This window comes from Phycisphaerales bacterium (assembly GCA_016699835.1).
Taxonomy (GTDB): Bacteria; Planctomycetota; Phycisphaerae; order Phycisphaerales; family UBA1924.
In genome coordinates this window covers 2522210-2545853 of the sequence record CP064987.1, presented here as the reverse complement: position 1 = coordinate 2545853, position 23644 = coordinate 2522210, and the positions used below count along the sequence as shown (strand labels likewise).

General features: G+C 64.7%; 22 protein-coding genes. 9 read left to right on the top strand and 13 right to left on the bottom strand.

Features of this window, described 5'->3' with window-relative positions:
- The first annotated feature begins 1 nt into the window (after position 1).
- Positions 2-415 carry a hypothetical protein gene (locus IPK69_10545; GenBank protein QQS08424.1) on the top strand — a complete coding sequence of 138 codons (414 nt, stop codon included), beginning with the start codon at positions 2-4 and terminating at the stop codon, positions 413-415.
- 175 nt (positions 416-590) lie between these two features.
- Here IPK69_10545 and groL read toward each other — a convergent pair whose 3' ends face one another.
- From groL to IPK69_10525, 4 genes are all read right to left on the bottom strand, one after another.
- On the bottom strand, positions 591-2225 hold the full coding sequence (groL, locus tag IPK69_10540) for a chaperonin GroEL (protein QQS08423.1): 1635 nt from the start codon (positions 2223-2225) through the stop codon (positions 591-593).
- Between the two features lie 68 nt (positions 2226-2293).
- Entirely contained in the window at positions 2294-2539 is a 246-nt protein-coding gene (locus IPK69_10535) for a hypothetical protein (GenBank protein QQS08422.1), read from the bottom strand.
- A 3-nt stretch (positions 2540-2542) separates the two neighbouring features.
- Positions 2543-2845, bottom strand: coding sequence for a co-chaperone GroES (locus IPK69_10530; protein ID QQS08421.1), 303 nt, complete (start codon positions 2843-2845; stop codon positions 2543-2545).
- 72 nt (positions 2846-2917) lie between these two features.
- Entirely contained in the window at positions 2918-3436 is a 519-nt protein-coding gene (locus tag IPK69_10525) for a response regulator (GenBank protein ID QQS08420.1), read from the bottom strand.
- Positions 3437-3694: 258 nt separating this feature from the next.
- Here IPK69_10525 and rmuC point away from each other — a divergent pair, with 258 nt between their 5' ends.
- The 3 genes from rmuC to IPK69_10510 all read left to right on the top strand — a co-directional run bounded on the left by rmuC (position 3695) and on the right by IPK69_10510 (position 6160).
- Positions 3695-5152: a DNA recombination protein RmuC gene (gene rmuC, locus IPK69_10520; GenBank protein ID QQS08419.1), complete on the top strand. Its 1458-nt coding sequence runs from the start codon at positions 3695-3697 to the stop codon at positions 5150-5152.
- A gap of 136 nt (positions 5153-5288) precedes the next feature.
- Positions 5289-5903 (top strand): sigma-70 family RNA polymerase sigma factor, encoded by a 615-nt coding sequence (locus IPK69_10515; protein QQS08418.1) that lies wholly within the window; start codon positions 5289-5291, stop codon positions 5901-5903.
- Positions 5900-6160: a zf-HC2 domain-containing protein gene (locus IPK69_10510; protein QQS08417.1), complete on the top strand. Its 261-nt coding sequence runs from the start codon at positions 5900-5902 to the stop codon at positions 6158-6160. Before IPK69_10515 ends, IPK69_10510 begins: the two co-directional genes overlap by 4 nt.
- Positions 6161-6189: 29 nt before the next feature.
- On the opposite strand, the gene IPK69_10505 is transcribed toward IPK69_10510, so the two are convergent.
- Both IPK69_10505 and IPK69_10500 read right to left on the bottom strand, forming a co-directional pair.
- Positions 6190-7797: an HD-GYP domain-containing protein gene (locus IPK69_10505; protein QQS08416.1), complete on the bottom strand. Its 1608-nt coding sequence runs from the start codon at positions 7795-7797 to the stop codon at positions 6190-6192.
- A gap of 12 nt (positions 7798-7809) precedes the next feature.
- Positions 7810-8223 (bottom strand): response regulator, encoded by a 414-nt coding sequence (locus IPK69_10500; protein ID QQS08415.1) that lies wholly within the window; start codon positions 8221-8223, stop codon positions 7810-7812.
- A gap of 197 nt (positions 8224-8420) precedes the next feature.
- Between IPK69_10500 and IPK69_10495 the strand changes: the two genes are divergently transcribed.
- Together IPK69_10495 and IPK69_10490 are read left to right on the top strand one after the other, a co-directional pair.
- Complete coding sequence (locus IPK69_10495) at positions 8421-9185, top strand: phosphatidylserine decarboxylase (GenBank protein QQS08414.1); 765 nt, start codon at positions 8421-8423, stop codon at positions 9183-9185.
- Positions 9178-10119 carry a phosphatidylcholine/phosphatidylserine synthase gene (locus IPK69_10490; GenBank protein ID QQS08413.1) on the top strand — a complete coding sequence of 314 codons (942 nt, stop codon included), beginning with the start codon at positions 9178-9180 and terminating at the stop codon, positions 10117-10119. The genes IPK69_10495 and IPK69_10490 overlap by 8 nt, the downstream gene beginning before the upstream one ends.
- 87 nt (positions 10120-10206) lie before the next feature.
- On the opposite strand, the gene IPK69_10485 is transcribed toward IPK69_10490, so the two are convergent.
- The 5 genes from IPK69_10485 to IPK69_10465 all read right to left on the bottom strand — a co-directional run bounded on the left by IPK69_10485 (position 10207) and on the right by IPK69_10465 (position 15885).
- Positions 10207-12657, bottom strand: coding sequence for an OPT/YSL family transporter (locus IPK69_10485; GenBank protein ID QQS08412.1), 2451 nt, complete (start codon positions 12655-12657; stop codon positions 10207-10209).
- Between the two features lie 98 nt (positions 12658-12755).
- On the bottom strand, positions 12756-13022 hold the full coding sequence (locus IPK69_10480; protein ID QQS08411.1) for a helix-turn-helix transcriptional regulator: 267 nt from the start codon (positions 13020-13022) through the stop codon (positions 12756-12758).
- A 287-nt stretch (positions 13023-13309) separates the two neighbouring features.
- On the bottom strand, positions 13310-13966 hold the full coding sequence (locus IPK69_10475; GenBank protein QQS08410.1) for a response regulator transcription factor: 657 nt from the start codon (positions 13964-13966) through the stop codon (positions 13310-13312).
- Entirely contained in the window at positions 13963-15339 is a 1377-nt protein-coding gene (locus tag IPK69_10470; GenBank protein ID QQS08409.1) for a PAS domain-containing protein, read from the bottom strand. The genes IPK69_10475 and IPK69_10470 overlap by 4 nt, the downstream gene beginning before the upstream one ends.
- A 90-nt stretch (positions 15340-15429) precedes the next feature.
- Positions 15430-15885 (bottom strand): hypothetical protein, encoded by a 456-nt coding sequence (locus IPK69_10465; GenBank protein ID QQS08408.1) that lies wholly within the window; start codon positions 15883-15885, stop codon positions 15430-15432.
- Between the two features lie 166 nt (positions 15886-16051).
- Here IPK69_10465 and IPK69_10460 point away from each other — a divergent pair, with 166 nt between their 5' ends.
- Positions 16052-17413, top strand: coding sequence for an MBL fold metallo-hydrolase (locus IPK69_10460; GenBank protein ID QQS08407.1), 1362 nt, complete (start codon positions 16052-16054; stop codon positions 17411-17413).
- A gap of 24 nt (positions 17414-17437) precedes the next feature.
- Entirely contained in the window at positions 17438-19138 is a 1701-nt protein-coding gene (locus IPK69_10455; GenBank protein QQS08406.1) for an AarF/ABC1/UbiB kinase family protein, read from the top strand.
- Here IPK69_10455 and IPK69_10450 read toward each other — a convergent pair.
- Positions 19135-19929 (bottom strand): hypothetical protein, encoded by a 795-nt coding sequence (locus tag IPK69_10450; protein QQS08405.1) that lies wholly within the window; start codon positions 19927-19929, stop codon positions 19135-19137. The genes IPK69_10455 and IPK69_10450 overlap by 4 nt on opposite strands.
- Positions 19930-20013: 84 nt before the next feature.
- Between IPK69_10450 and cls the strand changes: the two genes are divergently transcribed.
- Positions 20014-21498: a cardiolipin synthase gene (cls, locus tag IPK69_10445; GenBank protein ID QQS08404.1), complete on the top strand. Its 1485-nt coding sequence runs from the start codon at positions 20014-20016 to the stop codon at positions 21496-21498.
- 24 nt (positions 21499-21522) lie between these two features.
- Here the strand turns inward: cls and IPK69_10440 are convergent, their stop codons facing one another.
- The gene (locus IPK69_10440; GenBank protein QQS08403.1) at positions 21523-23562 is read right to left on the bottom strand and encodes an OPT/YSL family transporter; all 2040 of its coding nucleotides are present in this window, start codon (positions 23560-23562) and stop codon (positions 21523-21525) included.
- Positions 23563-23644 lie beyond the last annotated feature (82 nt).

The window sequence follows — 23644 nt, the reverse complement described above, 5'->3', positions numbered from 1 at the left end:
CGTGCGTGGTGGCGACAAGGAGATCGCCACGCCAACGTTGCGTTACCCACCCGATGCACTTTTTCCGCCACCTCCTGAGCCACCGTCACCGAGCGAACATGAGCATCCACCCAAAATTCACACCAAGATCGTCAATCCTGACTTGCATCTTGTCGCGATGGGAATCGTTGAGTTAACGCTCTGCATGCTTGCCCTTGTTGTCTTTAGTCTCAAATTCTGGTGGCTTGGGGTCATGATGTGTCTTCTGGTTCTGGCGGTGATCCCGATATGGGTGATTGGCGTTCCGCTCCTCTATCGAAATCGCCTTGAGAGAGTGCGCGAACGACGGTCACTCAACCAGTGCCTCGAGTGCGGCTACGACCGCAAGGGTCTTCATACCGACGAGCCGTGTCCGGAGTGTGACGCGCGGGCATAGTGCGTTTTCTTGATCGATTCACATGAATGAAAAAGCCCGCGGCGTGTGCCACGGGCCTTGTGAGTTTCGCGTCGCTTCGAACCACTCTTCAAGAGAACTGGAAGGAGTGGTAGGCACAGGCGGGACGCCTGTGCTACGAGTTTGAGTAGGTCGCTCCGCGAGTCTTTCTCTGCGACTAGTAGTCCATGTCGTCGTGCGAGTGGTCGTGGCCGCCTGACTTCTTCTTTTCCTTGATCTCGACGATCGCGGCCTCGGTGGTGAGGAGGAGGCTGGCGATGCTGGCGGCGTTCTGGAGGGCGACGCGTTCGACCTTCGTCGGGACGATGACGCCCATCTTCACGAGGTCGCCGTACTGGTGGGTGAGGGCGTTGTAGCCGAAGTTGTTCTCGGCGCCCTCCTCGACCTTGGCGGCGATGACCGAGCCGTCGAGTCCGCAGTTGGCGGCGATCTGCTTGATGGGGGCGGTGAGGGCGCGGTGGATGATGTCGACGCCGGCGCGCTCGTCGCCGTCGAACTTCTTGCGGAGTTTCTCGAGGGCCTTGCGGGCGCGGATGACCGAGACCCCGCCGCCGGGGAGGATGCCCTCCTCGACCGCGGCCCGGCAGGCGTGGAGGGCGTCCTCGACGCGGGCCTTCTTCTCCTTCATCTCGACCTCGGTGGCGGCTCCGACGTTGATCTGGGCCACGCCGCCGGCGAGTTTCGCGAGGCGCTCCTCGAGTTTCTCGCGGTCGTAGTCGCTGGAGGTGTTCTCGATCTGGGCGCGGATCATGTCGATGCGCCCCTTGATATCGGCGCTCTTGCCGGCACCCTCGATGATGGTGGTGTTGTCCTTGTCGATGGTGACCTTCTTGGCGCGCCCGAGGTCGGCGAGGTCGATCTTCTCGAGTTCGAGCCCGAGTTCCTCCATGATCGCCTTGCCGCCGGTGAGCGTGGCGATGTCCTGGAGCATCTCCTTGCGACGGTCGCCGAAGCCCGGGGCCTTGACGGCGGCGATCTTCAGCACGCCGCGGATCTTGTTGACGACGAGCGTGGCGAGGGCCTCGCTATCGACGTCCTCGGCGATGACGAGGAGGCTCGCGCCCTGGTCGGCGATCTTGCCGAGAATCGGGAGGAGTTCCTTCGCGTTGCTGATCTTCTTCTCGTGGATGAGGACGTAGGGGTTGGTGAGGTCGCACTCCATCGTGGCGGCGTTGGTCACGAAGTGGGGCGAGAGGTAGCCCTTGTCGAACTGCATGCCCTCGACGAGTTCGACCTCGGTCTCGAGGGACTTGCCTTCCTCGACTGTGATCACGCCGTCCTTACCAACCTTGTCCATCGCCTCGGAGATGATTTTGCCGATTTGCTCATCCTGATTGGCGGAGCAGGTGCCGACCTGGGCGATCTCCTTGGAGGAGTCGACCTTCTTGGACATCTTCTTCAGTTCATCGATGATGGCTTCGACAGCGGCATCGATGCCACGCTTGACGGCGTTGGGGTTGGCACCGGCGGTGATGTTCTTCAGGCCCTCGGAATAGATGGCCTCGGCGTAGATCGTCGCGGTGGTCGTGCCGTCGCCCGCGTCCTTCGACGCCTTGCTGGCGACCTCCTTGACCATCTGGGCGCCGAGGTTCTCGTACTGGTCCTCGAGTTCGATCTCCTTGGCGACGGTGACGCCGTCCTTGGTGACGGTGGGCGAGCCGAAGGACTTCTCGAGGACGACGACGCGTCCGGAGGGCCCGAGGGTGACCTTGACGGCGTGGGCGAGTTTCTGGACGCCTTTGAGGATGCGCTCGCGCGCGTCGGTGTTGTACGCGATGGATTTTGCTGCCATGGGAACTGTTCCTTTCTCGAACTTTTCTGGTCGCGGTTTGTGGCCGCGGGTGATGCGAAAACTGGTGACTACATCCGCGGCGCCAGGTCCTTCTTTCCCAGCGAGATCCGCACATACGCGACGCGTTCGGCGTCGATGAGATAGACGCTGTGCCCGTCGGTGACCTTGACCAGGTGGTCGGGCTCGTCGGGGATGAGCATCGCCCGGTGGACGGTCAGGAGGCCGGCGTGCTCGGCGACGGACGTGAACGCGAAGACCGCGTCACGCTCGCCGTTGAGTTCTCCGAGCGCCTTGCGCAACTGGTCGGTGGTCATCTCTTAGTCCACGATCGCGAGGATGTCGTCCTCGGACATGATGAGGAGTTCCTGCCCGTCGAGTTTGATCTCGGTCCCGGCGTAGGAGGAGAAGATGACCTTGTCGCCCTTCTTGACGGTGAGGGGGATGCGCTCGCCGGTGTCGGTGTTGAGGGCGCCGGTGCCGACGGCCTCGATGGTGCCGGACTTGGGGCGGTCCTTGCTGGACTCGGGGAGAAAGATCCCGCTCTCGGTCTTGGTCTGGGCCTCGTCGCGCTTGACGAGAATCTTGTCGTGGAGGGGACGGACGCTGCTCTTCTTCGCCATGATGAACTCCTCGTATCAACTTGGTGGACAATGACCGGCGGGGACGTGTTCGATCCCGGCCGGGGACACAACTCAGACAACGTTTGTGGGCCAGCGCCCCTGATAGAACCGAGTCAGGCATCGGCGCATGACCTCGAGCATGAGATTCAGGTCCCCCGTGCCCCGCGGGCGATCGACGACGGCGAAGGCGCCGGCGCGAAGGGCGGCGGAGATCTCGCGGAGATCATCGCGGTGTGTGCGTGAGCGCTTCACGACCACCGTGGGCGGCGGCTCGGGGAGGCGCGAGAGCAACTCGAGGAGGCGCGTGCCGCCCTCGGCCACATCGTCGGACCGGGCGCCCGACTCTTCGAGCGGGAGGCCGAGATCCACGACGGCGATGTGGATGGGGACGCTGCGGATGACTTCGGAAGCCTGGCGACCCGTTCCGGCACGGAACGACGAGACGCCGATCGGCTCTAACAGTCGCGGCAGGTGATCGACCCAGGCGTCCTGCTCCCAGCCGGCGTAGGACAGGAGCAGATTGAGCCTCCCGCCGGTCCCGTTCGGGATTCGGTTTGCCGGCTGATCGGGTTGGCCGCTGGGCGGGAGCATGTACAGGGGACAAGGGCAAGCCGTGTGCCGATCCTGGGGAACGAATGGCGTGCCAACCCGCTCCATGGCCTCGCGTTTGGGGCGGCTTCTGTGGGGGTGTGGAGATATCACGGGCAGTTTGGCTCGATTTCGGCGTGGTCTGGCCGCTCGGCATGATGCCCGAGGTGTCAAATCGGCAGGGCGCCGATTGCGGTGGATCGCAGAGACTTGACCCAGACTTGATCCGAACATGCACCAGAATCGGGTACACTCCTGGTTATGGACGTGTGGCATGTGGTGCTGGCGGCGATGGTGGCGGTGTTGATGGCGGCGGCGGCGTGGCTGCTCGCGCGGAAGGCGGCGGCGGAGGCGGCGTGGACGAGTGCCGAACGCGAGGCGGGGGAAGCGCGATCCGAGGCGGCCCAGACACAGCAGGAACTCGACGATCGTGCGCGCGCGAGCACGGCGCTCGAGGTGCGTGTGACGCAACTGGAGGCCGAGGCCGACGGGATGGCGCAGCGGCACGCGACGGAGTTGCGCGCGCTGCAGGAACGCATGCACGACCGCGAGGTGTCGCTGCAGGCGCGGGAGAAGGAGTTGAAGCAGGAGAAGGAGGCCGAGATCGCGCGGCTCTCGGCACAGTTGGGGGCGACGTTCGATTCGCTGGCGGCGAAGACGCTGAGTTCATCGACGCAGGAGTTCCTGAAACTCGCAACGGAGAAGTTCGGGGCGCTCCAGCAGGCGGGGACGGCGGAGATCGACAAGCGGCGCGAGGCGGTGGACAAACTCGTCCAGCCCATCGGCGAGGCGCTGAAACGCACCGACGAGAAACTCGCGAAGATCGAGAGCGACTGGACGAAGGACAAGGCGACGCTCGGCGAGCAGTTCCGGCAGTTGCATGGCGCCAGCGAGATGCTGCGTCAGGAGGCCGGGCGTCTGGTGACGGCGTTGCGTGAGCCGAAGGTTCGCGGGATGTATGGGGAGATGCAACTGAAGCGCGTCGCGGAACTGGCCGGGATGCGTGAGTACTGCGATTTCTCGGAGCAGGAATCCGTGCGTGACCACGACGGGCAGATGCTTCGCCCTGACATGGTTGTGAAACTGCCCAACGAGAGAACGCTCGCGGTCGACGCGAAGGCGAACCTGAAGCCTTATCTCGATGCGCTCGAGGCTCGTTCTCCTGAGGAGGCCGACCGGCACCTCGACGCGTTCGCGAACGGGATTGCGAATCAGGCGGCGGCTCTCGCACGAAAGGACTATTGGAAGCACTACTCGGGATCGCCCGAGTTTGTGGTGATGTTTGTGCCCGGGGATCAGTTTGTGGACGCGGCGTTGTCGCGCCGGCCCGACCTCATCGAACACGCGGCGTCGCAGCGGGTGATCCTCGCCAGCCCGAGCACGCTGATCGCGCTCCTTCGCGCGGTGCACGTGGGATTTCAGGAGCGGCGCCTGGCCGAGGAGGCCCGTGAGTTGCGCGACCTCGGGCGTGAACTGCACGAGCGGGCGGCGAGCGCGCTCGAGCATGTGGGGCGACTGGGGAGTTCGCTCGAGAAGGCGGTCGATCACTACAACCGGTTCGTGGGGAGTTATGAGTCGCGCCTCGAGCCAACGCTGAAGAAGTTTGAGGACGCGGGCGTTCGCGGCGGGAAGGAGATCGCGGAGATCAAGCCCGTGTCGCGGAACATCCGGCTTCCCGAGGGCGGGCAGCCGATGCTGCCGGGCGTGAGCGAGGAGTAGCGGCCGCGGGCCCGCTCGAACGCCGCCCGATCCGGGGACGTATGCTGTGCGGCCTCGTGTATGGACACGGGGCGGCTCGAAGAGCAGACCACACGGGCGCGGGGTGCGCCGCTCGTGCAACGCGAGGCCGAATCGGATGATCGAACTGGACGCACTGGTTCCGAGGTTAATGACGGGCGACGAGTCGGCGTTCGAAGAGTTGGTCCGCGAGACCATGCCCCGATCGCTGGCGACGGCGCGGCGTCTGCTCGGCAATGACGAGGACGCCGCCGACGCCGTTCAGGACGCGTATGTCTCGGCGTTCAAGCACATCAAGGACTTCAAGGGCGGGTCGCGGGTCTCGACGTGGCTGCATCGGATCGTGATCAACGCATCGCTGATGAAACTGCGGTCGCGGCGGCGTCGCCCGGAGCGGTCCATTGAGGATTTTCTGCCCAGATTCACCGAAGATGGGCACAACTCGAAACGTCCACGGGAGTGGAACCAGGACGCGCTGGCGAGCATCGAACGCGAGGAGATGCGTCGGTTTGTGCGTGCGTCGATCGAGGAACTGCCCGAGGCGTATCGGGAGGTGCTGATGTTGCGCGATGTTGAAGGGTTGGACACGGCCGAGACGGCGACGGTGATCGGCGCGTCCGAGAATGCGGTCAAGACGCGCCTGCATCGGGCGCGACAGGCGCTGCGGGAACTGGTCGATACAAAGTTCTCCGAGCGTCCTACCGAATCGAACACGCACGGGGGTGCGGCATGAGTGAGCCACGGCTGACGTGCAAAGAATGTGCGGACTTCATCCTGGCGTACGTCGATGGGGAGTTGCCCGCGGAGCAGGCGAAGCGATTCGACCTGCACATGGCGATGTGCCCGCCGTGCGTGGACTATCTGAAGTCGTACGCCGAGACGATCCGGATGGGGAAGAAGGCGTGTGAGCCGCCGAAGGCATGCAGCAAGCCGCCCGAGGACCTGATCAAGGCGATCATGGCGGCGATCCGTCCGAGCAAGAACGCGTAGATTTTTCTGTGATTCCGCGCGACGCGCGATCAAGCGGCGAGGTGGGATTGCGAGGGTGCGCCCGCGGCATGGCGTGCGACGAGGCCGTCGTAGCCGGAGAGGTCGAGCGCGAGCATGACGGGGACGAGCGTCGGGTCGAATTGTGTTCCGGCGCAGCGGCGGAACTCTTCGAGGACGCGCTCGCGGGGCATGGCGGGGCGATAGGACCGCGTGGAACTCATGGCATCGAAGGTGTCGGCGACGGTGAGGATGCGCGCGATGAGCGGGATGCTCTCGCCCGACAGGCCGCACGGGTAGCCGCCGCCCCCCCACTGCTCGTGGTGGTAGAGGACGCCGGCGAGGACATCCTCGAGTTGCGGAATATCTCGGAGGATGTCGTAGCCGATCTGCGGGTGTCGCTTGATGGCGTCGAACTCGGCGTCGGTGAGGCGCCCGGCCTTGGTGAGGACGGCCTCGGGGACGCCGATCTTGCCGACGTCGTGGACCAGGCCCGCGACGCGGACGCGCTCGCAGCGTTCCTCCGACATGCCCAGGCCTTTGGCGATCTGCTCGGCGAGATGGGCGACGCGTTCGGAGTGGCCTCGGGTGTAGTGGTCTTTGGCATCGATCGCGGAGGTGATCGCGCGGAGGGTTCCCATGAAGGTTCGCTTCTGGGTCTCGTAGAGCGAGACGGTCTCGAGGAACGAGCCGAGGAATCCCGCGGCGGACTCGATGAGTTGGATATCCCAACTGCTGACGCACGGGTCGCTGCCTCGTTTGCCACCAGCGAGGATGGCGGCGAAGGGAATGCCGTCTTTCACGATGGGCTGGACGAGGACCTGCCCGACTTTCCCGGAACTGAGGCCCTCGACACGGTCGAGGACGTGTGAGGCGGCCTCGCGCGGGAGGCGATCGACAATGCCCCTGATGATCTCACGCGGATTTTTCGTGCCCTCGGGGAAGACGCCGGCATGGAACTGGCGCTGGAAGGTGGGGAGAGAGAGGGCGCTCCGAGATTTTTCGCCGAGTTGGGCGGTGACCCATTCGAAGTTGAGCGAGGTGAAGATGCGTTCGACCACGAGTTCGACGAATCGCTCGGGGTGTTCGGGGTTGCGCATGCCTCGCCCGACGGTATAGAGGAAGTCGATGGTGTCGAAGGAGTCGGTGAGTTGGGCGGTGAAACCGTCAATCACCGTCTTGGACTCGTCGAGTTCGGCGAGATCGGAGGCGGCAAGGGTGAGGCACTCGTGGACGGCTTCTGCGGCGTCGGCAGTTCGTCCGGCGAGCGGCGCCAGGGCGTCGCCGAAGGACCCGGGATCCATGCCCAAGTTGCTGACCGCGGACGCGAGGCGCTCGCTCCCGAGAAACTCGCGTGAGAGGACGAGGGCGACGAAGGATCGCCCCGGCGAGGCGCGGTCCTCGGCCCGGAGGAAGCGCAGGCCGGTCTCTTTGGAAGTGCCCGAAGTCGCAAACTGGACGACGAGTTCGGTGATCGCGGACGACGCCAGCCAGCGGAGCACTTCGGGCGTGAGGTGCCGGGTGTGGAGTTCGGGCTGGGTGATGATGGCGCAGGTCTCATCGAGCGTCCACACGGGAACGCCGAGCGACTCGCATCGCGTGACAAAGGCCGGTTTGTGGTGCGTCTGGTGGGGCTCCACGCGGATAGATTCCTAAGCGGCCTGGCGGACCCTTCCGGTGGCAGGATCCAGTTCGATGCCGAGCGTCTCGCAGACGGTGTCGAGGAGTTGCTTGGCGCCGAAGGGCTTGTCGATGAGTCGTCGGATGTTGGTCTTGGCCATGCGTTCGGGCTCGACGGTGTAGCCGCGCGCGGTGAGCATGAGAACGGGGACGTCGGCGGTGCGTGGGTCGGACTTGAGGGCCTCGCACATCTCCAGCCCGCTGAGGCGAGGCATCTGGAAGTCGGTGAGGACGAGCCTGGGCACGCGGATGCGCGCGAGTTCGAGGCCTTCCTGTCCATCGCGGGCCTGGGCGACCTCAAGCCCGGCGCCGCGCACCTTGGCCGCGACCACATAGCGGATGTGGGCGTCGTCGTCGCAGATGAGGACGTACGGGGTCTCGGGCATGAAGTCGCGGTTCTCCAACGGGCGAATAAGGCCCGAATCGAGATTCGTCGATTTCGGATCGTGACTTGTGGAATGTGGGGACAACATCCCCTGTGAAGGGACTGGGTCGGAGTGGGTCCTCGGATCGTGCGGATGGAGCCATCCCGGTTTGGCGTCCGGTAACGTGGCATTGCACGAGGTTCTGCTTAGAATGACGCTTGCAGAACGACGAACGAAAGTACCCGGTGGTGGCGCGAGAGGGCTGGCCGATTGTGGCGGTCTTCGTGCTGAGTGCCACGCTGGCGACGTGGAGCGGATTCGCATGGTTCGGGGTTGTGGGGTGGGCAATCGGGGCGATAGGCCTGGTGCTTTGCGCGTGGTGCGTGTGGTTCTTCCGTGATCCGATCCGCGATGTGCCGGGGGACGCGGGTGTGGTTGTGTCGCCGGCGGATGGCGTGGTGTGCGCGGTGGATCGTGTGCCGCCGCCGAAGGACGCGGGGCTGAGCGACGATGAGTCCCGTGGCATGCTGCGTGTGTGCGTGTTCATGAATGTGTTCAACGTGCACGTGAATCGGGCACCGGTCTCGGGACGAGTGGTGGGTGTCAAGCACACCACTGGGCGGTTCTTCAACGCCTCACTCGACAAGGCGAGCGCGGAGAACGAGCGGCTGTCGCTGGTGCTCGAGCAGGAGGACGGCTCGCATGTCGTGGCGGTGCAGATCGCGGGGCTGATCGCGCGGCGGATTGTGTGCCGGGCGCGGGTGGGCGATGTTCTGGGCCGAGGCGGGCGATATGGACTGATCCGGTTCGGCTCACGGGTCGATGTCCATATGCCGGCGGGCGCGGAGGCGATGGTGCGGGTGGGCGATCGAGCGATCGCGGGGGAGACCGTGCTCGCGCGACTGGTGGCGTCGGCGGCGGTCGTGGATGAAGGCGGTAGGGATCGGTCGCTGTGTGCCGAGGCGGAGGAGCCGGATGCCTGAGCGGATGCACGAGATGATGCCCGATCATGATGATCACTCGGACGCGATGACGAACGGCGCGAGCGAGGCGACGCGTGCGGCCCGTGACGGGCGGGTGCCGATGCGGATCGTGATCCCCAACGTTATCACGACGGCGGCGCTCTGCGCGGGGCTGGCGTCGATGCACTTTGCGATCAAGGCGACCTTTGCCTCTCCCCCGGACACCTCGATGCACGCGGCGAACTGGAACAAGGCGCTCCTGGCGGTCGCGTTTGCCGCCCTCTTTGACGCCCTCGATGGGCGCACGGCCCGCCTGCTGCACGGTGAGTCTCGATTCGGCGTCGTGCTCGACTCGCTCTCGGACTTTGTCGCGTTCGGCGTGGCGCCGGCGATGATGCTCTATCTCTGGCTCGCGAAGAACCCCGAGACCCTCAAGCAGGACGCGCACGTGACGGCGGCCGTCATGACCTTTGCGCTCTGCTCGGCGCTGCGGCTCGCGCGATTCACGGCGGCGGCGAATGAGCCCGCGGGCGGCGACGACGAGCCTGAGGACTCGGCCGGGCGTCGGGACCTGCCGCCGGCGCTGGCGAAGAAGTTCTTCACGGGGATGCCGACGCCGGCCGCCGCGGGGTGCGTGCTGATCCCGGTGATGCTGAAGCAGTCGCGTACGATCGACTTTGAGACCAAGGAATCGTGGGTCTCGTGGGTGGTGGCGGGATTCACGCTGCTGATCGCATGGCTCATGATCAGCCGTGTGCCGATGTTCTCGTTCAAGAAGATGCGATTGAGAAAGGGCTGGATTGCGCCGCTGTTGGCGGCGATCGGGCTGATCCTTGGGCTCATCGTGCGCGACCCGTGGCTGGCGCTGGCGGCGATCGCGGGGACGTACCTGCTCACGCTGCCGCTGAGCGTGTGGACGCATCGGAAGCTGTTTGTCATGTCTGGCGCGGCGTGATCTCGGTACCACGCCGGATCGCCCGATATGGATGTCGGTGATCGCACACGCGAGTGGATCTCTCGACTTCGCGAAACTCCGATTCGATCAACCCCAGATGAGACCCACAACTGTGGCCGAGATCGCGAGGAACGCGAGCATCATGGATTCGCCGGCGACCAGTCCCGAGGCGACCGGCACGTTGTAATGCTCCTGTGATTTCGGGCTAAGCAGGCGCCAGATCTCGGCGATCATGGCTCCGATGAAGAAGGACAGGGCGTTCTGGAACGGGATGACCCAGGAAAGCCCCAGGCCCATCGCGCTGGGCATGAACCGCTTGGCCTTCGCGGGCAGGAACTTCTCCACGATCGGAAGGAGGCACCCGATTGCCGCGCCCACGAAGATCGACGTGATGGCGGAGGGCGGGAGTTCGCTGACACCCTCGACGAGGACACGAGCCACGGCCTCCCACGCGCGTGTCGCGGGCATGGCGAAGGACTCGAGTTTCGCGCGATCGGGGACCATCAGATACCAGATCGGGACGATCGCGAGTGTGCCGAAGAAGACGCCCAGGAACTGGGCGATGAACTGCTTGCGCGGGTTGGCACCGAGGAGGTAGCCGGTCTTGAGGTCGGTGAGAAGGTCGGCGGAGGAACTCGCGCTGTTGGCGGCGATGCCCGCGGAGGCAAGGTTGGCCGAGATGTTCTTGGGCGCGAGGACCGCGAACATGAGTTGCATGACCTTGCCCATGGCGCCGATCGGGGTCGTGTCGGTCTCGCCTGTGGCACGACTCGCGACGAGGGAGAGGACGAAACTCATGGCGACGGCGATGACGCCCGCCCACCAGGAGACGCCGAAGGCCTGGACCTGGAGCCACACCATCGCGATGGTGATGGGCAGCATGCCGATGACCATCCACGAGCCGGGGACCTCGATGTCGGACATATCGACCGCGCCGGGAGTGGATCCCGCGCGGGCGCCCTTGAAGGCGCGGACGAACGTCTTCCACTGCAAGGCGATGCTCATGAGGCTGCTGAACACCATGAGCGCGGTGCCGCCCCAGAGCGCCCAGCGGAGCATGTTGAAGTTGTTCTCGTGGCCGAACCACGACCACCAGGTGAAGTTCTTCCGATACTTCGCATCCTGATAGGCGATGTCGCCGGCCATCGAGGCCTTGTCATCGGTATCGCCCCGGGCCTTTGCGGCCGCAATGGCGTCGGCTTTGGCCTTCTTCGCCGGGAGTTCGGCGAAGGCATCGGCGGCGACGGGCACCGCGGCATCATCGATGGCCTTAACCACCGCGTTGATTTGCGCCTCCGCGAGCTCCTCCGGCTTTGCCGCAGGGGCCGATGGATTGGACTCAGCGGCTTTCTTGGCCTCATCGAGCACGGCCTTTCGGGCGTCGTCGCCCGCCGAGCGGAAACTCTTGAGTTGTTCCTCCGTGAACGTCACGCCGATCTTGGGATCGCCAGCCGCGGCGATGATCGCGTTCACGATCGAATCGGCCGCAGTGGCGGGATCCGTGAGCGTGCTCTTCTGGGTCAGCACCGCCGCGTGCACTGCGGTGGCGCCCGGCTCGAGATGGTCGGCGTCCATGGCGGCCATCTTCGGGCCGACCACGCCATAGAGGAGCAAGGAGCCGATGAGCATCGAGGTGCTGATGCGCGGGCCGACGATCATTCCTGCGGCGATGAGGAGGGCCGAGGGCTCCACCGCGGCGCCATAGGGATGACGCCCCTTGGGGGTGGCCGACGTGGCATACATGCAATTGAACCAGCCAACCGGAACCTCGCTGGGAATGGGAGCGTGTCCGCCGAAGAGGCCAAAGAACTTCGTGAGAATTGGGACCTTATCGACAACGTCCTGCGGCGCGCGAAGAAAACCGATAAGCAGCCCCCCCGCGAGACCGGCCACGAGCACGTACGCCTTGCGCACCGCCTCCTTGCTCTGGCTGTAGAGGCTTCGGAGCGTTTCAGCCGCGGCGGTTCCGGAGGGGAACGGCAACTGCTCCTGGTTGATCATCTGGCGCTTCATGGGGATCGCGAGGAAGACTCCCATGAGGCCCGTGCAGAGCGTGAAGAGGCCGACGACCCACCACGGCGAGACGCCGAGCGTGGTGATGTCCTCAAGGGTCTGTCCCGGGCCTGGGTCCTTGAGGAGCACCAGGGCGCCGAACATCGTGGCGATAGTCGAGCCGGTCGAATAGCCCGCGGCGGACGCGGTGGACGCCATGCAGGCGTTCTCGAGGACGGACATCTGGGAGATGGAGTTGCCGCTGATGGCGCGGACGGCCGTCCAGATGACGTAGGAGATGACGCAGGCGGTGATCGCGATGCCGAAGCCCCAGCCGATGGCGAGGGTGGTGTAGAGGTTGGCGGCGGCCATCGCCATGCCCAGGATGCCGCCCATGAGGACGGCTCGGAGCGTGAGTTGGGGCATGCGGTCGCCCTGGTACACATAGGTGTGCCAGTGGTGGTCTTTCTGTTCGGGGGTGGCGTCGGGAGGGAGCGCGGGGATCTCGGCCGGGGGGAGGGAATCCGAGTGCTCGGGCGTGTTCATGCGCGTCCAACTCCTGAGAAATGGCACGACGCGAACCGCAAGGCCCGCGCCAGGAACGCCAAGAGTATCAAGAGATCGTCAGGAACGTGTGTCGGGGATCACGAGAGCGAGGGCGCGACGGCCTTGGGCTCGATCCCGGCGAAGAGGTGGACGAGTTGGACGCGCTTGGAGACACCCAGGGCGGCATAGATCGCCTTGGTGTGGTCGTGGACGGTGTGCCGACTGCGGTGGATGCGATCGGCTATCTCGGGCTCGGAGAGGCCTTCGAGCAGGTGGACCAGGACGCGTCGCTGGGCCTCGCTGAGTTTGCCGAGGAGGGTCTTTGTTTCAACAGTGAACATCCCCTGATTGTGTGACACAGGCATGCCGCAATGCTGGCAGACAAGGGTCGCCACCTTCGATGTAGATTCAAGATTTGGGATGTCCATCTCTAATCCGTTCTTCAATCAATTACTGTTGCATGACCCATCAGAGGAAATAATTTACCCGTATGTCTCTGAAGTATCGGCGAAGCGCAAGAGCAGGGCCATTGAGGACTTCTACCCTATTCTGGCGATCAAACGCCATGGTTTCCAAGTGTAAAAAAGAACCTAAAGGTCGTTTTCACGTCGGGAGCACGTATATCTACGGAGAATCTGACAAAGAAGTCTGATCACGCCTCAGCGAGACCCTCGCGGATGGCGAATCGCGTCAGTTCCACACGGTCGTGGATATTGAGGCGTCCCATGACTCTCGCGACGTGGTTCTCGACGGTCTTGACCGACAGATGGAGCGTGTTGGCGATCTCTTTCTTGGAGAGTCCCTTGGCAATGTATCGAAGGACTTCGAGTTCGCGGGGCGTGAGGCTGGAGACTTTGGTGGAGGCTGTGAACTTGAGGCTTACGCCGTTGGACTCGATGACGAGGCGATCCTGGACCTCAGGGGAGAAGTAGGTGCTGCCCAGGCCGACGGATTGGATGGCGCGGACGAGGACCTCGGGGGGATCGGTTTTCGTGACATAGGCCATGGCACCGGCTTTGAGGGCGGCCTCGATGTAGCGGTCGTGGGAGAAGGCGCTCAGGAACATGATTTTGGTTTTGGGGCATCGGGACTGGATGATTTTGGCGGCCTCGAAGGAGCCGACGCCGGGGATGTCGATGTCGAGGATGACGATGTCGGGCTGGTGACGGATGGCGGCGGTGATGGCCTCATCGGTCGTTGAGACATCGGCGACGACCTGGAGCGCGGGGGGACGCGTGAGCATCTCGGCGAGGCATCGTCGCACGAGGGCGTGATCGTCGGCGACGACAATGGTGAGCGGACCTGTCATCGCGTGACTCCTTCGGATTTGAGCTTGGCTTCGAGGAGGGACTTGAGGTCTTCACGCCGGAAGGGACGGACTAGGAACGAGACGAGCGGATCGGAGGCGGGCAGGCGGTTCTCGGTGGGATCGGCGACCAGAATGAAGCGCCTCTTGCTGTTTCGGGCGCGGAGGTCCGCGAGACCGGCAGCGAAGGTGTCGGGGACGAGCGACTCGTCCATGAGAACAACATCGATGTCGGCGGCGGGATCGAGCATGGTGCGCTGCGCGTCCGCGGCGGAGACGAGGGGGACATCGTGCCCAAGGCTGGTGAGCATGGCGTTGAGGACGCCTCGGACGTGCGGATCGTCGAGAACGACACAGGCGGTGGGCTTTGGACCGGTCGCCACACTGATCGTCGCGGGTTTGGGGATGGTTGGAAGGGTGACGATAACTGTTGTTCCCTCTGTGGGCCTTGAGGTGATGTCGATGGAGCCGCCGTGATCGCGTGCGATGGCGTGGCAGATGGAGAGGCCCAGGCCTGAGCCATCCTCTCTGGGTTTGGTGGTGAAGAACGGTTCGAAGACCCGAGGGAGGATGTCGGGGGGGATGCCGGCGCCGGTGTCCGATACGACGAGGCGGACGTGGGTGGGCGCGGGTTTGGATTTGGGCACGTCGGTTGTGGGCGGCTGAGGTGATGGCTCGACGGCGATGCGGATGGTGCCGGAGCCAGCAATGGAATCTCGAGCGTTGATTGCGAGGTTGATGACGACCTGCTGGATCTGGACGGCGTCGGCGCGAACCCAGAGTGAGGCGGCCGAGCGCGTGTCGATGACGGTGTGGACGCCTGCGGGGAGCATGCGTCGGAGGAGACGCGTGGTGTCCTTCACGACCGAGGCGAGATTGATCGGCTCGAAGTGGGAGTCGGATTTTTTCGCGAAAGTGAGGAGCGATCGCGCGACGCCCGTGGCCTGGGCGGCGGCCTTCTCGACCTGCTCCAGGGCTTTCGCGGCCTGGGTGCTGGGGGCGATCGTGGCGCGGGCGATGCTGACATACCCGCGGATGGCGGCGAGAAGGTTGCTGAAGTCGTGGGCGACGCCACTGGCGAAGAGGCCGACGGCCTCGAGTTTCTGGGTCTGGCGGAGGTCTTCCTCGCGTTTGCGCTGGAGTTCGAGGGCGGCCCTTTGATCGGTGACATCTTCGATGATGCCGATCATGCGATAGGGCTTGCCGGCGGAGTCGCGCAGGCAATCGCCGACGGCCCGGACATGGCGATAGGAGCCGTCCTTGTGGCGGAGGCGGTACTCGCAGTCGTAGGTCTCGCCGGTCTCCCAGTTGCGTTGGATCGCGGCCTGGACGCGCGGCGCATCCTCGGGGTGGAGATTCTCGATCCACGAGTCCACGCTGACGGGGAGTTCGCCGGGCTCATACCCCAGGAGCGTGTCGAACTGGGGCGTGTGATAGGTGCGGTGCGGTTCGTGGATCCACCAGTCTCAGATGGTGTCGGAGATGACCCTGGCGGCGAACTCGAATCGCTCGCGGACGAGGCGTTCGGCACTGGTGATTCGGTGTCTCACGTTTGTGAGAGTGATGACACGCTCGATTCTGGGTGGATAGAACTCGCCGGGGTAGAGGATGGCGCCGATACCGTTCTTGACGATCGCTTCGGCGATGCCGGAGTCCTCGACTGGCAGCATCGCGACGCACGGGACGTTGACCAGGCGATCCCGCACCGATTCGACCGAGCGCACGATGTCGAGCCCGTCGTACTCGACGACAACGGTGCATGTGCGCTCGGCGTGCATCAGGATGTCAATCGCGGACGAGAGGTCGGGCGCATCGAGCAACGTACCGACTTTGTCCTGGGAGATGGAGGCGAGCGCCACCCCCAGATGTGATGACCAATGGCGAGGGACGTACACCAGTGTTTTTGGGGTTGCTTCGGTCATGGCTACGCTGGACACGAATCGAACCACTCGCCTGGGCGCAGACCGTATCTCCCTCTGATCGATTTAGGGTATGTTTCTCCCCTGTGTCGGGCTTGCATTTCGCGTAAAATCCACTTCAAGTGAGAGGTAACTTATCGTGGGCACAAGCATCCGATTTCTTGGCGCCATGGGCGAGGTCACGGGCTCGTCGACGCTGCTCGAAACGGGTCGGGCGCGTGTGCTTATTGATTTCGGGCTGTTCCAGGGCGGCCCGGGGCAGGACGCGAAGAATCGGCGTCGGCACGACTTCTCTCGTCTCGACGCGGTGGTGCTGACGCATGCGCACGTGGATCACTCCGGGCGTCTGCCGTTGCTTGCGTCGCTCGGCTACAAGGGTCCGATCTGGTGCACTCCCGAGACGATCGACCTGTGCCGGGTGATGCTGAGGGACTCGGCCCAGGTGCAGGAGGCCGACGCGCGGGAGGACACGAGGAGAAATCTTCGGCGGGGAAAGGAGCCGGTCGAGCCGCTCTACACGAAGGCCGAGGCGGAGCAGGTGCTGGGGACGTTCAAGCCTGTGAGGTACGGAACGCCGACGGAGGTCGCGCCGGGTGTGCGTGTGCGGCTTGTGGACGCGGGGCACATCCTCGGCTCGGCGAGCGTGGAGGTCACGATCGAGGAGGGTGGGGGGACAAAGACGATCGTCTTCTCCGGCGACATCGGCGTCTCGAACGTGCCCATCAACCACAACCCGGAGCGCTTCGAGCACGCGGACCTGGTGGTGATGGAATCCACCTATGGCGATCGCGACCATCGCTCGCGCGAGGCGACGGTCGAGGAGTTCCGGTCGATCATCCACGACGCGGTGTGGGAGCATCAGCGGGTGTTTGTGCCGGCGTTCGCGGTGGGGCGGACGCAGTTGCTGATGTATGAGTTGGCGGCGCTCGGGCAGAGCGGGCGCGTGCCGTCGTTTCCGGTGTATATCGACAGCCCGCTCGCGTCGGAGGCGACGGAGGTGTACATGAAGCATCGCGGCTCACTGGACACGGACGCGAGGGCGATGTTCGAATATGCCGAGAAGCCGAACTCGGTTCCGGTGTACACGTTCCTGGAGAAAGCCGACGACTCGCGAAGGCTCAACGACATGAGCGGGGCGGCGGTGGTGATCGCGGGGAGCGGGATGTGCACCGGCGGGCGGATCGTGCATCACCTGAAGCACAACCTCTGGCGGCGCGACGCGCGGGTCATGATCGTGGGGTATCAGCCATCGGGCTCGATCGGTCGGCGACTGGCCGAGGGCGCGGGGGTGGTGCGCGTGCTTGGCGATTGGGTAAAGGTTCGCGCGAAGATCCACACGCTGGGCGGGTTCTCGGCCCACGCGGGGCAGAGCGAACTGGTCGCGTGGGCGAGTTCGTGGGCGAAGTCGAGGCCCCGGGTGCTCCTCAATCATGGCGAGGATTACGCGCGCTTGGCGCTCGCAACACGACTCTCGAGGGACCTCGGCGTTCGCGCCGAGACGCCCGGCGCGGATGCGGAGTATTCGTTGTAGCGGCGGCACGGGGTACCATCCGCCATGTATGCCGGTGGAATTCATCGCACGATCAAGAACGTCCGGCGGTATGGCGAGATCATCGAGGTCCTGTTTCGCCATGGATTCCGCGACATCGTCTCGGAGACGGGGCTGGATCGCTGGCTGGAGTCGGGGAAACGCTTGTTGCTCCGGCAGAGCGCGCCGCAGGAGCATGAATCGCGTGAGACGCGGGCGCAGCGACTTCGTCGCGCCATGGAGGATCTCGGGCCAACGTTCATGAAGTTGGGGCAGGTGCTCTCGTGCCGTCCCGACCTGATTCCCGAAGAATGGGCAGAAGAGTTCCGGAACCTGCAATCCAATGCGGTGCGCCTGCCGTTCGAGGAGATCGAGCGGCGATTGAATGAGGAGTTCGGGGATCGGCTGGATGAGGTGATCGCGTGGATTGATCCACAGCCGCTGGCGGCGGCGTCGATGGCGCAGGTGCATCGGGCACGATTGACGGACGGCACGCCGGTTGTGCTCAAAGTGCTCCGCCCGGGGATCGAGGACGTGACGCAGAGCGACATGGAGATCCTGCGGACGCTGGCGGAGTTTGCCGAATCGCGATTCACGGACCTTGGATACAGCCCGACGGAGGTGGTGGACGAGTTCGCGCGGGAACTGGAGCGCGAGGTGGACCTGACGCACGAGGGGCGCGCGACCGACAGGCTCCGCGCGTACTTCGATGACGCGCCGTCGATCCGGTTTCCCGAGATCTACTGGTCGGCCTCGACGCATCGCGTGCTGGCGATGCAGGAGTTCAAGGGGACGCTGCTGTCGAGCGTGCCGGCGAGCGAGATTCCCGAGGACCATCGGCACGCGGTCGTTCGGCATGGGGCCGAGGCGGTGCTGCGGCAGTGTCTTGATCTTGGTTTTTTTCACGCCGATCCGCATCCGGGGAATCTCTTCGTGCTCGAGGACGGCGCGGTGGGGTTCATCGACTGCGGCATGACGGGGCAGATCGAGGCGCGGACGGCGGAGAGCCTCGCGACGCTGGTGCTCGGGGTCGTGCGGGGGGATCTCGACAGCGTGATGCGTGTGGTGGGGACGCTGTCCGACGCGGAGCCGGCGAAACTCGAGGATCGGGCGGTGCGTGCGGACGTGCGTGACTTTGTGGCCCAGTTCGAGCACGCGACGGTGGGCCGGATCGACATGCCCGCGCTGCTCGACGCGTTCTTCAAGAAACTGCGCCGGCACCAGTTGCGATGCCCGGCGGATCTCGTGCTGCTCATCAAGGCGCTCACGACGATCCAGTCGGTCGCCCGGGACCTTGATCCCAAGTTCGATCTCGTGGAGTTCGCCTCGCCCCACGTCGAGCGACTGGTGAAGCGGAAGTACAGCGTGGGGGCGATGCGTCGGCGGTTCGAGCGCGGGATGGCGGAGTACGCCGAGTTGGCGGAGAACCTGCCGACGGAGGTGCGCCAGGTTCTGACGCAGATCCGGAGGAATCGACTGGCGGTGAATCTCGAGCACCGCGGGCTGACGCGGATGACGCAGACGATCGAGCACGCCAGCCGGAACATCGCGTTCTCGCTGGCGATCGCGGGATTGGTGGTGGGGTCATCGATCCTGGTGCACGCGGATCGGCCCGGACAGACGATTCCATTCGCGACGATCGGGATCATCGGGCTGGCGCTGGCGCTCGTGCTGACCATCGGGCACGTATTGCGGAACAGGCGCTGGCTGCGGTCGCGGAAGGATTAGCGGGACTTCTTCTTCGTGGTCTTCTTCGCGGCCTTCCGGGAGGTCGATTTCTTCGCGGCTTTCTTGGTCGTTGTTTTCTTGGTCGACCTTCTGGCCACGGATTTCTTGGAGGCCTTCTTCGCGCTCGACTTCGTTGTGGTCTTCTTCGCGGCCTTGTTAGTCGCGGCGCCCTTCTTGAGCGATTTGCCGGCCTTCTTGAGGACACCCGCAACGCCCTCGGCGGCGGATCCGGCGAGGACACGAGCCGCCTTTCCCGCGGTGCTCGCGGCTTCTTTGGCCGCGTCCACCACGTGACCATCGAGGGCGTCGGCGGCGGAGCGGGCGGCGGGGGCGATTCGTTTCGCGGCCTTCTTGGCGATCGCGGCGACGTCGCGGGCCTCGAGCCGCGCGTGGCGCTCGAGCGTGCTCGCCGACTCCTTCACGGTGTCCACGAACGACTCCTCGATGCCACGGAGTTCCTTGGAGATCGCCTTGAGATCCGTTTTGCGGAGGCGCTCGCCACGCTTGGCGGCGTGATCGACGGCTTCCTTGACGGCGTCGCTGCCGGCCTCGATCGCGTCGCCCAGACCATCGACGACCTGGCGCAGCACGCTCTCTCGCTTCTCGGGGAGGACGCTCGCGAGTTCCTCCTTCACGCCATGGAGCGTGGACGAGACGACCTCACGAACCTCGGCCATGTTCCCGGCCATCGCGCCGCGGGCGAGACGGTTGATCCGTGAGCGGATGTCGTTGCCCTGCTGGACGATTCGGCGTGACGCCCTGGCGTGCCCGGATTCTGATTCGCGCGGCATGGTGCCTCCTTTGACGCGCCAGTCTACGCGATCCGACCGGACGAATCCCGGCGGAGAGCGCCCGAGCGTGCGACAATCTGTCGCATGCTCGAGTGGATCTCGAATCATCCCTGGCTGGCCGCATCGGGACTTCTTGTGGAGTTCGGCCTCCGCGTGCTCATGGGATTCGTCGTGATCGCGCGTCGCCGGCCCGTGCCGACGACGCTGGCGTGGCTGGTCCTTGTGCTCTTTGTGCCGTTGATCGGCTCGATCCTGTACGTTCTGGTGGGCGAGAACCGTCTTGGCACGCGCCGGCGGATGGAGCACGACCAGATCATGCGCCAGGCCGAGCCCTCGGTCGTCGCGCGATGGGCGGAGTTGGGCCTGACGCGGTCGCGGCCGAGCGTGCGATCGGGCGGGCTGGAACTGGTGGCGCCGCACGCGACGGCCGTCGGCGGGCTCCCGCCACTCAAGGGCAATCGGTTGACGCTCCTGAGCGACACCGATGAGTTTCTCGACTCGCTCATCCGCGACATCGACGCGAGCACGCACCACTGCCATCTGCTGTTCTACATCTGGATGGCGCGGGGACGATCGGAGGAGATTTCGGCGGCCCTCGTGCGCGCGTCGCAGCGTGGCGTGGAATGCCGAGTGCTCGTGGATTCCGCTGGGAGCAAGGAGTTCCTCGCTAGCGAGCAGCGCCGGATGCTGGATCGCGAGGGCGTGCGCGTGCTCGAGGCGCTCCCGGTGGGTGCGCTGCGCATGCTCGTGGCGCGACTGGATCTACGGAATCACCGCAAGATCGCGGTCTTTGATGGGCGCGTGGGATACATGGGGAGCCAGAATCTTACGGACCATGGCTTCAAGCGATCGATCCGCAAGAAGATCGGCCCATGGATCGACGCGTCGGTGCGGGTCGAGGGGCCGGCGGCCCAGGCGCTGCAACTCGTCTTCCTGCGCGACTGGGCGCTCGAGACCGATGAGGATGTCCACCTTGAGGACACGTATTTGCCACGCGTTTCGATCGGGGACGTGACCGACGGTCGCGTGGCGCAGGTTGTGCCGACGGGTCCGGGGCCGGACGCCGGGGCGATGCGAGATGCGCTCCTGTCGATGATCTATGGCGCGCGTCAGGAGTTGATCGTGACCACGCCGTATTTTGTGCCCGATGATGCGACGGAGACGGCGCTGATCTCAGCGGCACGGCGCGGCGTGCGGGTGACGCTCGTCCTCCCGCGACACAGCGACGCGATCGTCGTCGCGGCGGCGGGGCGATGGACGTACGAGGCCCTCCTCCGCGCGGGCGTGCGCGTCGTCGAGTTCACCGACGGCCTGCTTCACTCCAAGACCGTGACAGCGGACCGGTGCCTATCGCTCATCGGGAGCGCGAACATCGACATCCGGTCGTTCCTGCTGAACTTCGAGGTGAGCCTGTTCGTGTACGACGCGGCCTTCGCGGAGGAACTCGCCCGGCTGCAGGAGTCGTACATCGAGAAGTCAGAGCGGATCACGCTGGGGGCGTGGAAACAGCGGCCGTTCGGTCGGCGTGCGGCGCAAGGATTCGCGCGGCTGCTCGGGCCGTTGTTGTAGATGGCTCGCTCATTGGATTCGTTGTCACTTGCTGAGCAGGAAGACATCGAGGAGGGTGTCGCCGATGCCGACGAGCGCGCCGCCGGCGATCAACCCGGCACAGATCGGCTCGTGGGTCAGGACCCAGAGTCGGTTGCCGAAGGACTCCTTGGACTTGGCGTAGAACTGGTGCATGAGCCAGAAGAAGGCCGACCCGAGGAACATCCAGAGCGTGGAATCGGGCGGGATGACGAAGCCCAGGCCGAGCGCGACCGGGGAGATGAGGCTCTTGCCCTTGGTGATGAGACGGATCACCTCGAAGACGACGCCGAAGACCGCGGCGATCCCGAGGGCGTAGAGCGCGGATGGGTGGATGATCGAGGTGATGTCCTTGTCACCGGTCAGCCCCTGCATGAAGTCGGCGATGCCCTTCCACTGCACGGCGGAGGGGAACCCGAACTGCTCGGTGATGAGCGTCGCCTCCATCGACTTCGCGGGCATGTCCGAGTAATCGATGATTGGGTTCTTGGGATTGTCCTTCATGAACATGATGTAGAAAAGGGGCGTCGAGGCAAGGGCGCCCGCGACGATGCCGATGCAGTGCCCGATCGCCTGGTGGCGGGGCTTGTTCCCGAGCATGTACCCGGGCTTGATGTCCATGAGGAGGTTGCTGGCGTTGCTCGCGACCTCGGTCGTCATGACGGCGGTCATGAGGTTGACCTGGGGCTGGGCCGGGCGCATCACGCCGAAGGTGAACTGCGTGATCTTGCTGACGGCGCCCGTGGGCGTGATGCTGGTGGCGGCGGTGGAGGTCGCGGCGATGAGGGTCAGGATGATGATGAGCGGAACGGAGAGAGCGCCCATCGTCCAATCCACATCGAACCAGTCGTGCATCATCCACACACCCAGCGCCCCCACCACCGGGACGCCAACGAGGGAGATCCAGAGGGGGAACTCGATGTCCTTGAGGACGTCGTCGTCGGCCTTGTGCTTGCCGGTGAGGCCCTTGAAGGCGGCGACGAAGACCTGGGGCTTGGCGAAGAAGGCCGCCATGCTGGCGCAGACGAGCATCGCGACGCCGGGCCAGAGGAGCCACCCGGTGAGCACGTCGCGATAGCCGAACGCACTGCTCGCACTGAGTTCGGTGAGTTGCTGGGTCTTCGCGTCTATTTTTTTCACCCAGCCGCTCTGCACGACCCACCCGGCCATGCCGACGTAGGCGATGATCATCCCCGCGAACATGTTGACGGCATAGCGGATGTTCATGAGGCCGCCCGCGCCGAAGAGGGCGATGTCGAGCGTGGGCGAGAGGCCGAACTTTCGCGGATCGGCGCCCCAGAGTGTGGGGATGCCGCTCCCCGATTTCTCGAAGAGTCTATAGAACCACCCGTCGAGATGCTCGGGGATCATGAACTTGATGGCGTCGAGCCCCAGCATCTTGACCTGGATCAACGTCATATAGGCGGCCCCGCCCAGGAACTTCAGGCCGCCGCTGATGAGGCCCGCGACCACCAGGGCCTTGGCCTTGAACATGCCGATGCCGGGGTCGGAGTGGTAGAGCGTGTCGAGGACGACGCCGCACGCCGCACCTTCGGGGAAAGGCGCCTGCTCGTCATTGATGAACCGGCGTTTCATCGGGAAGGCAACGAGCACACCTAGGAGCGAAAGAACGATGGTGAACAGGATGAGTTTCCAGACGCCAATAGGCTCGTTGGTCATGAGCATGTAGGCGGCAAGCCCGGAGATGAGGGGGCCGGTCATGTAGCCCGCGCTGGTCGCGATGGACTGCATGCAGTTGTTCTCGAGGATCGTGAAGTCCTTGCCGATCCCGATGGAGGAGATGACGCGGTAGAGGGCGAAGGCGAGGATGACGCTGGTCAGCCCGACGCCGAGGGACCAGCCGGTCTTGGCACCGATATAGAGGTTGGTGGCGCTCAGGATGCCGCCGAGGATGAACCCGGTTATAGCGGTGCGGAGCGTGAGTTGGGGCATGTTCCCCTTGAAGACGTTCTCGAACCACCAGCGGTCCTTCTGGGCGACGGTGTAGGTCTTGATCTGCTCTTCGGTGAGTTGCGGGATGGCCATGGCTGAGGGTGGCTCCGGTACAGAGAGTTCGAAGAAATGCGCCCGTTCCTTCGTGGAAAGGTTGGGGGCATGGTACCGTGTC

Coding starts and splice junctions, on each gene's coding strand:
- groL (QQS08423.1), bottom strand. CDS start 2,225: ATGGCAGCAAAATCCATCGCGTACAACACCGACGCGCGCGAGCGCATC.
- IPK69_10535 (QQS08422.1), bottom strand. CDS start 2,539: ATGACCACCGACCAGTTGCGCAAGGCGCTCGGAGAACTCAACGGCGAG.
- IPK69_10530 (QQS08421.1), bottom strand. CDS start 2,845: ATGGCGAAGAAGAGCAGCGTCCGTCCCCTCCACGACAAGATTCTCGTC.
- IPK69_10525 (QQS08420.1), bottom strand. CDS start 3,436: ATGCTCCCGCCCAGCGGCCAACCCGATCAGCCGGCAAACCGAATCCCG.
- rmuC (QQS08419.1), top strand. CDS start 3,695: ATGGACGTGTGGCATGTGGTGCTGGCGGCGATGGTGGCGGTGTTGATG.
- IPK69_10515 (QQS08418.1), top strand. CDS start 5,289: ATGATCGAACTGGACGCACTGGTTCCGAGGTTAATGACGGGCGACGAG.
- IPK69_10510 (QQS08417.1), top strand. CDS start 5,900: ATGAGTGAGCCACGGCTGACGTGCAAAGAATGTGCGGACTTCATCCTG.
- IPK69_10500 (QQS08415.1), bottom strand. CDS start 8,223: ATGCCCGAGACCCCGTACGTCCTCATCTGCGACGACGACGCCCACATC.
- IPK69_10490 (QQS08413.1), top strand. CDS start 9,178: ATGCCTGAGCGGATGCACGAGATGATGCCCGATCATGATGATCACTCG.
- IPK69_10485 (QQS08412.1), bottom strand. CDS start 12,657: ATGAACACGCCCGAGCACTCGGATTCCCTCCCCCCGGCCGAGATCCCC.
- IPK69_10480 (QQS08411.1), bottom strand. CDS start 13,022: ATGCCTGTGTCACACAATCAGGGGATGTTCACTGTTGAAACAAAGACC.
- IPK69_10475 (QQS08410.1), bottom strand. CDS start 13,966: ATGACAGGTCCGCTCACCATTGTCGTCGCCGACGATCACGCCCTCGTG.
- IPK69_10465 (QQS08408.1), bottom strand. CDS start 15,885: ATGACCGAAGCAACCCCAAAAACACTGGTGTACGTCCCTCGCCATTGG.
- IPK69_10460 (QQS08407.1), top strand. CDS start 16,052: ATGGGCGAGGTCACGGGCTCGTCGACGCTGCTCGAAACGGGTCGGGCG.
- IPK69_10455 (QQS08406.1), top strand. CDS start 17,438: ATGTATGCCGGTGGAATTCATCGCACGATCAAGAACGTCCGGCGGTAT.
- IPK69_10450 (QQS08405.1), bottom strand. CDS start 19,929: ATGCCGCGCGAATCAGAATCCGGGCACGCCAGGGCGTCACGCCGAATC.
- cls (QQS08404.1), top strand. CDS start 20,014: ATGCTCGAGTGGATCTCGAATCATCCCTGGCTGGCCGCATCGGGACTT.
- IPK69_10440 (QQS08403.1), bottom strand. CDS start 23,562: ATGGCCATCCCGCAACTCACCGAAGAGCAGATCAAGACCTACACCGTC.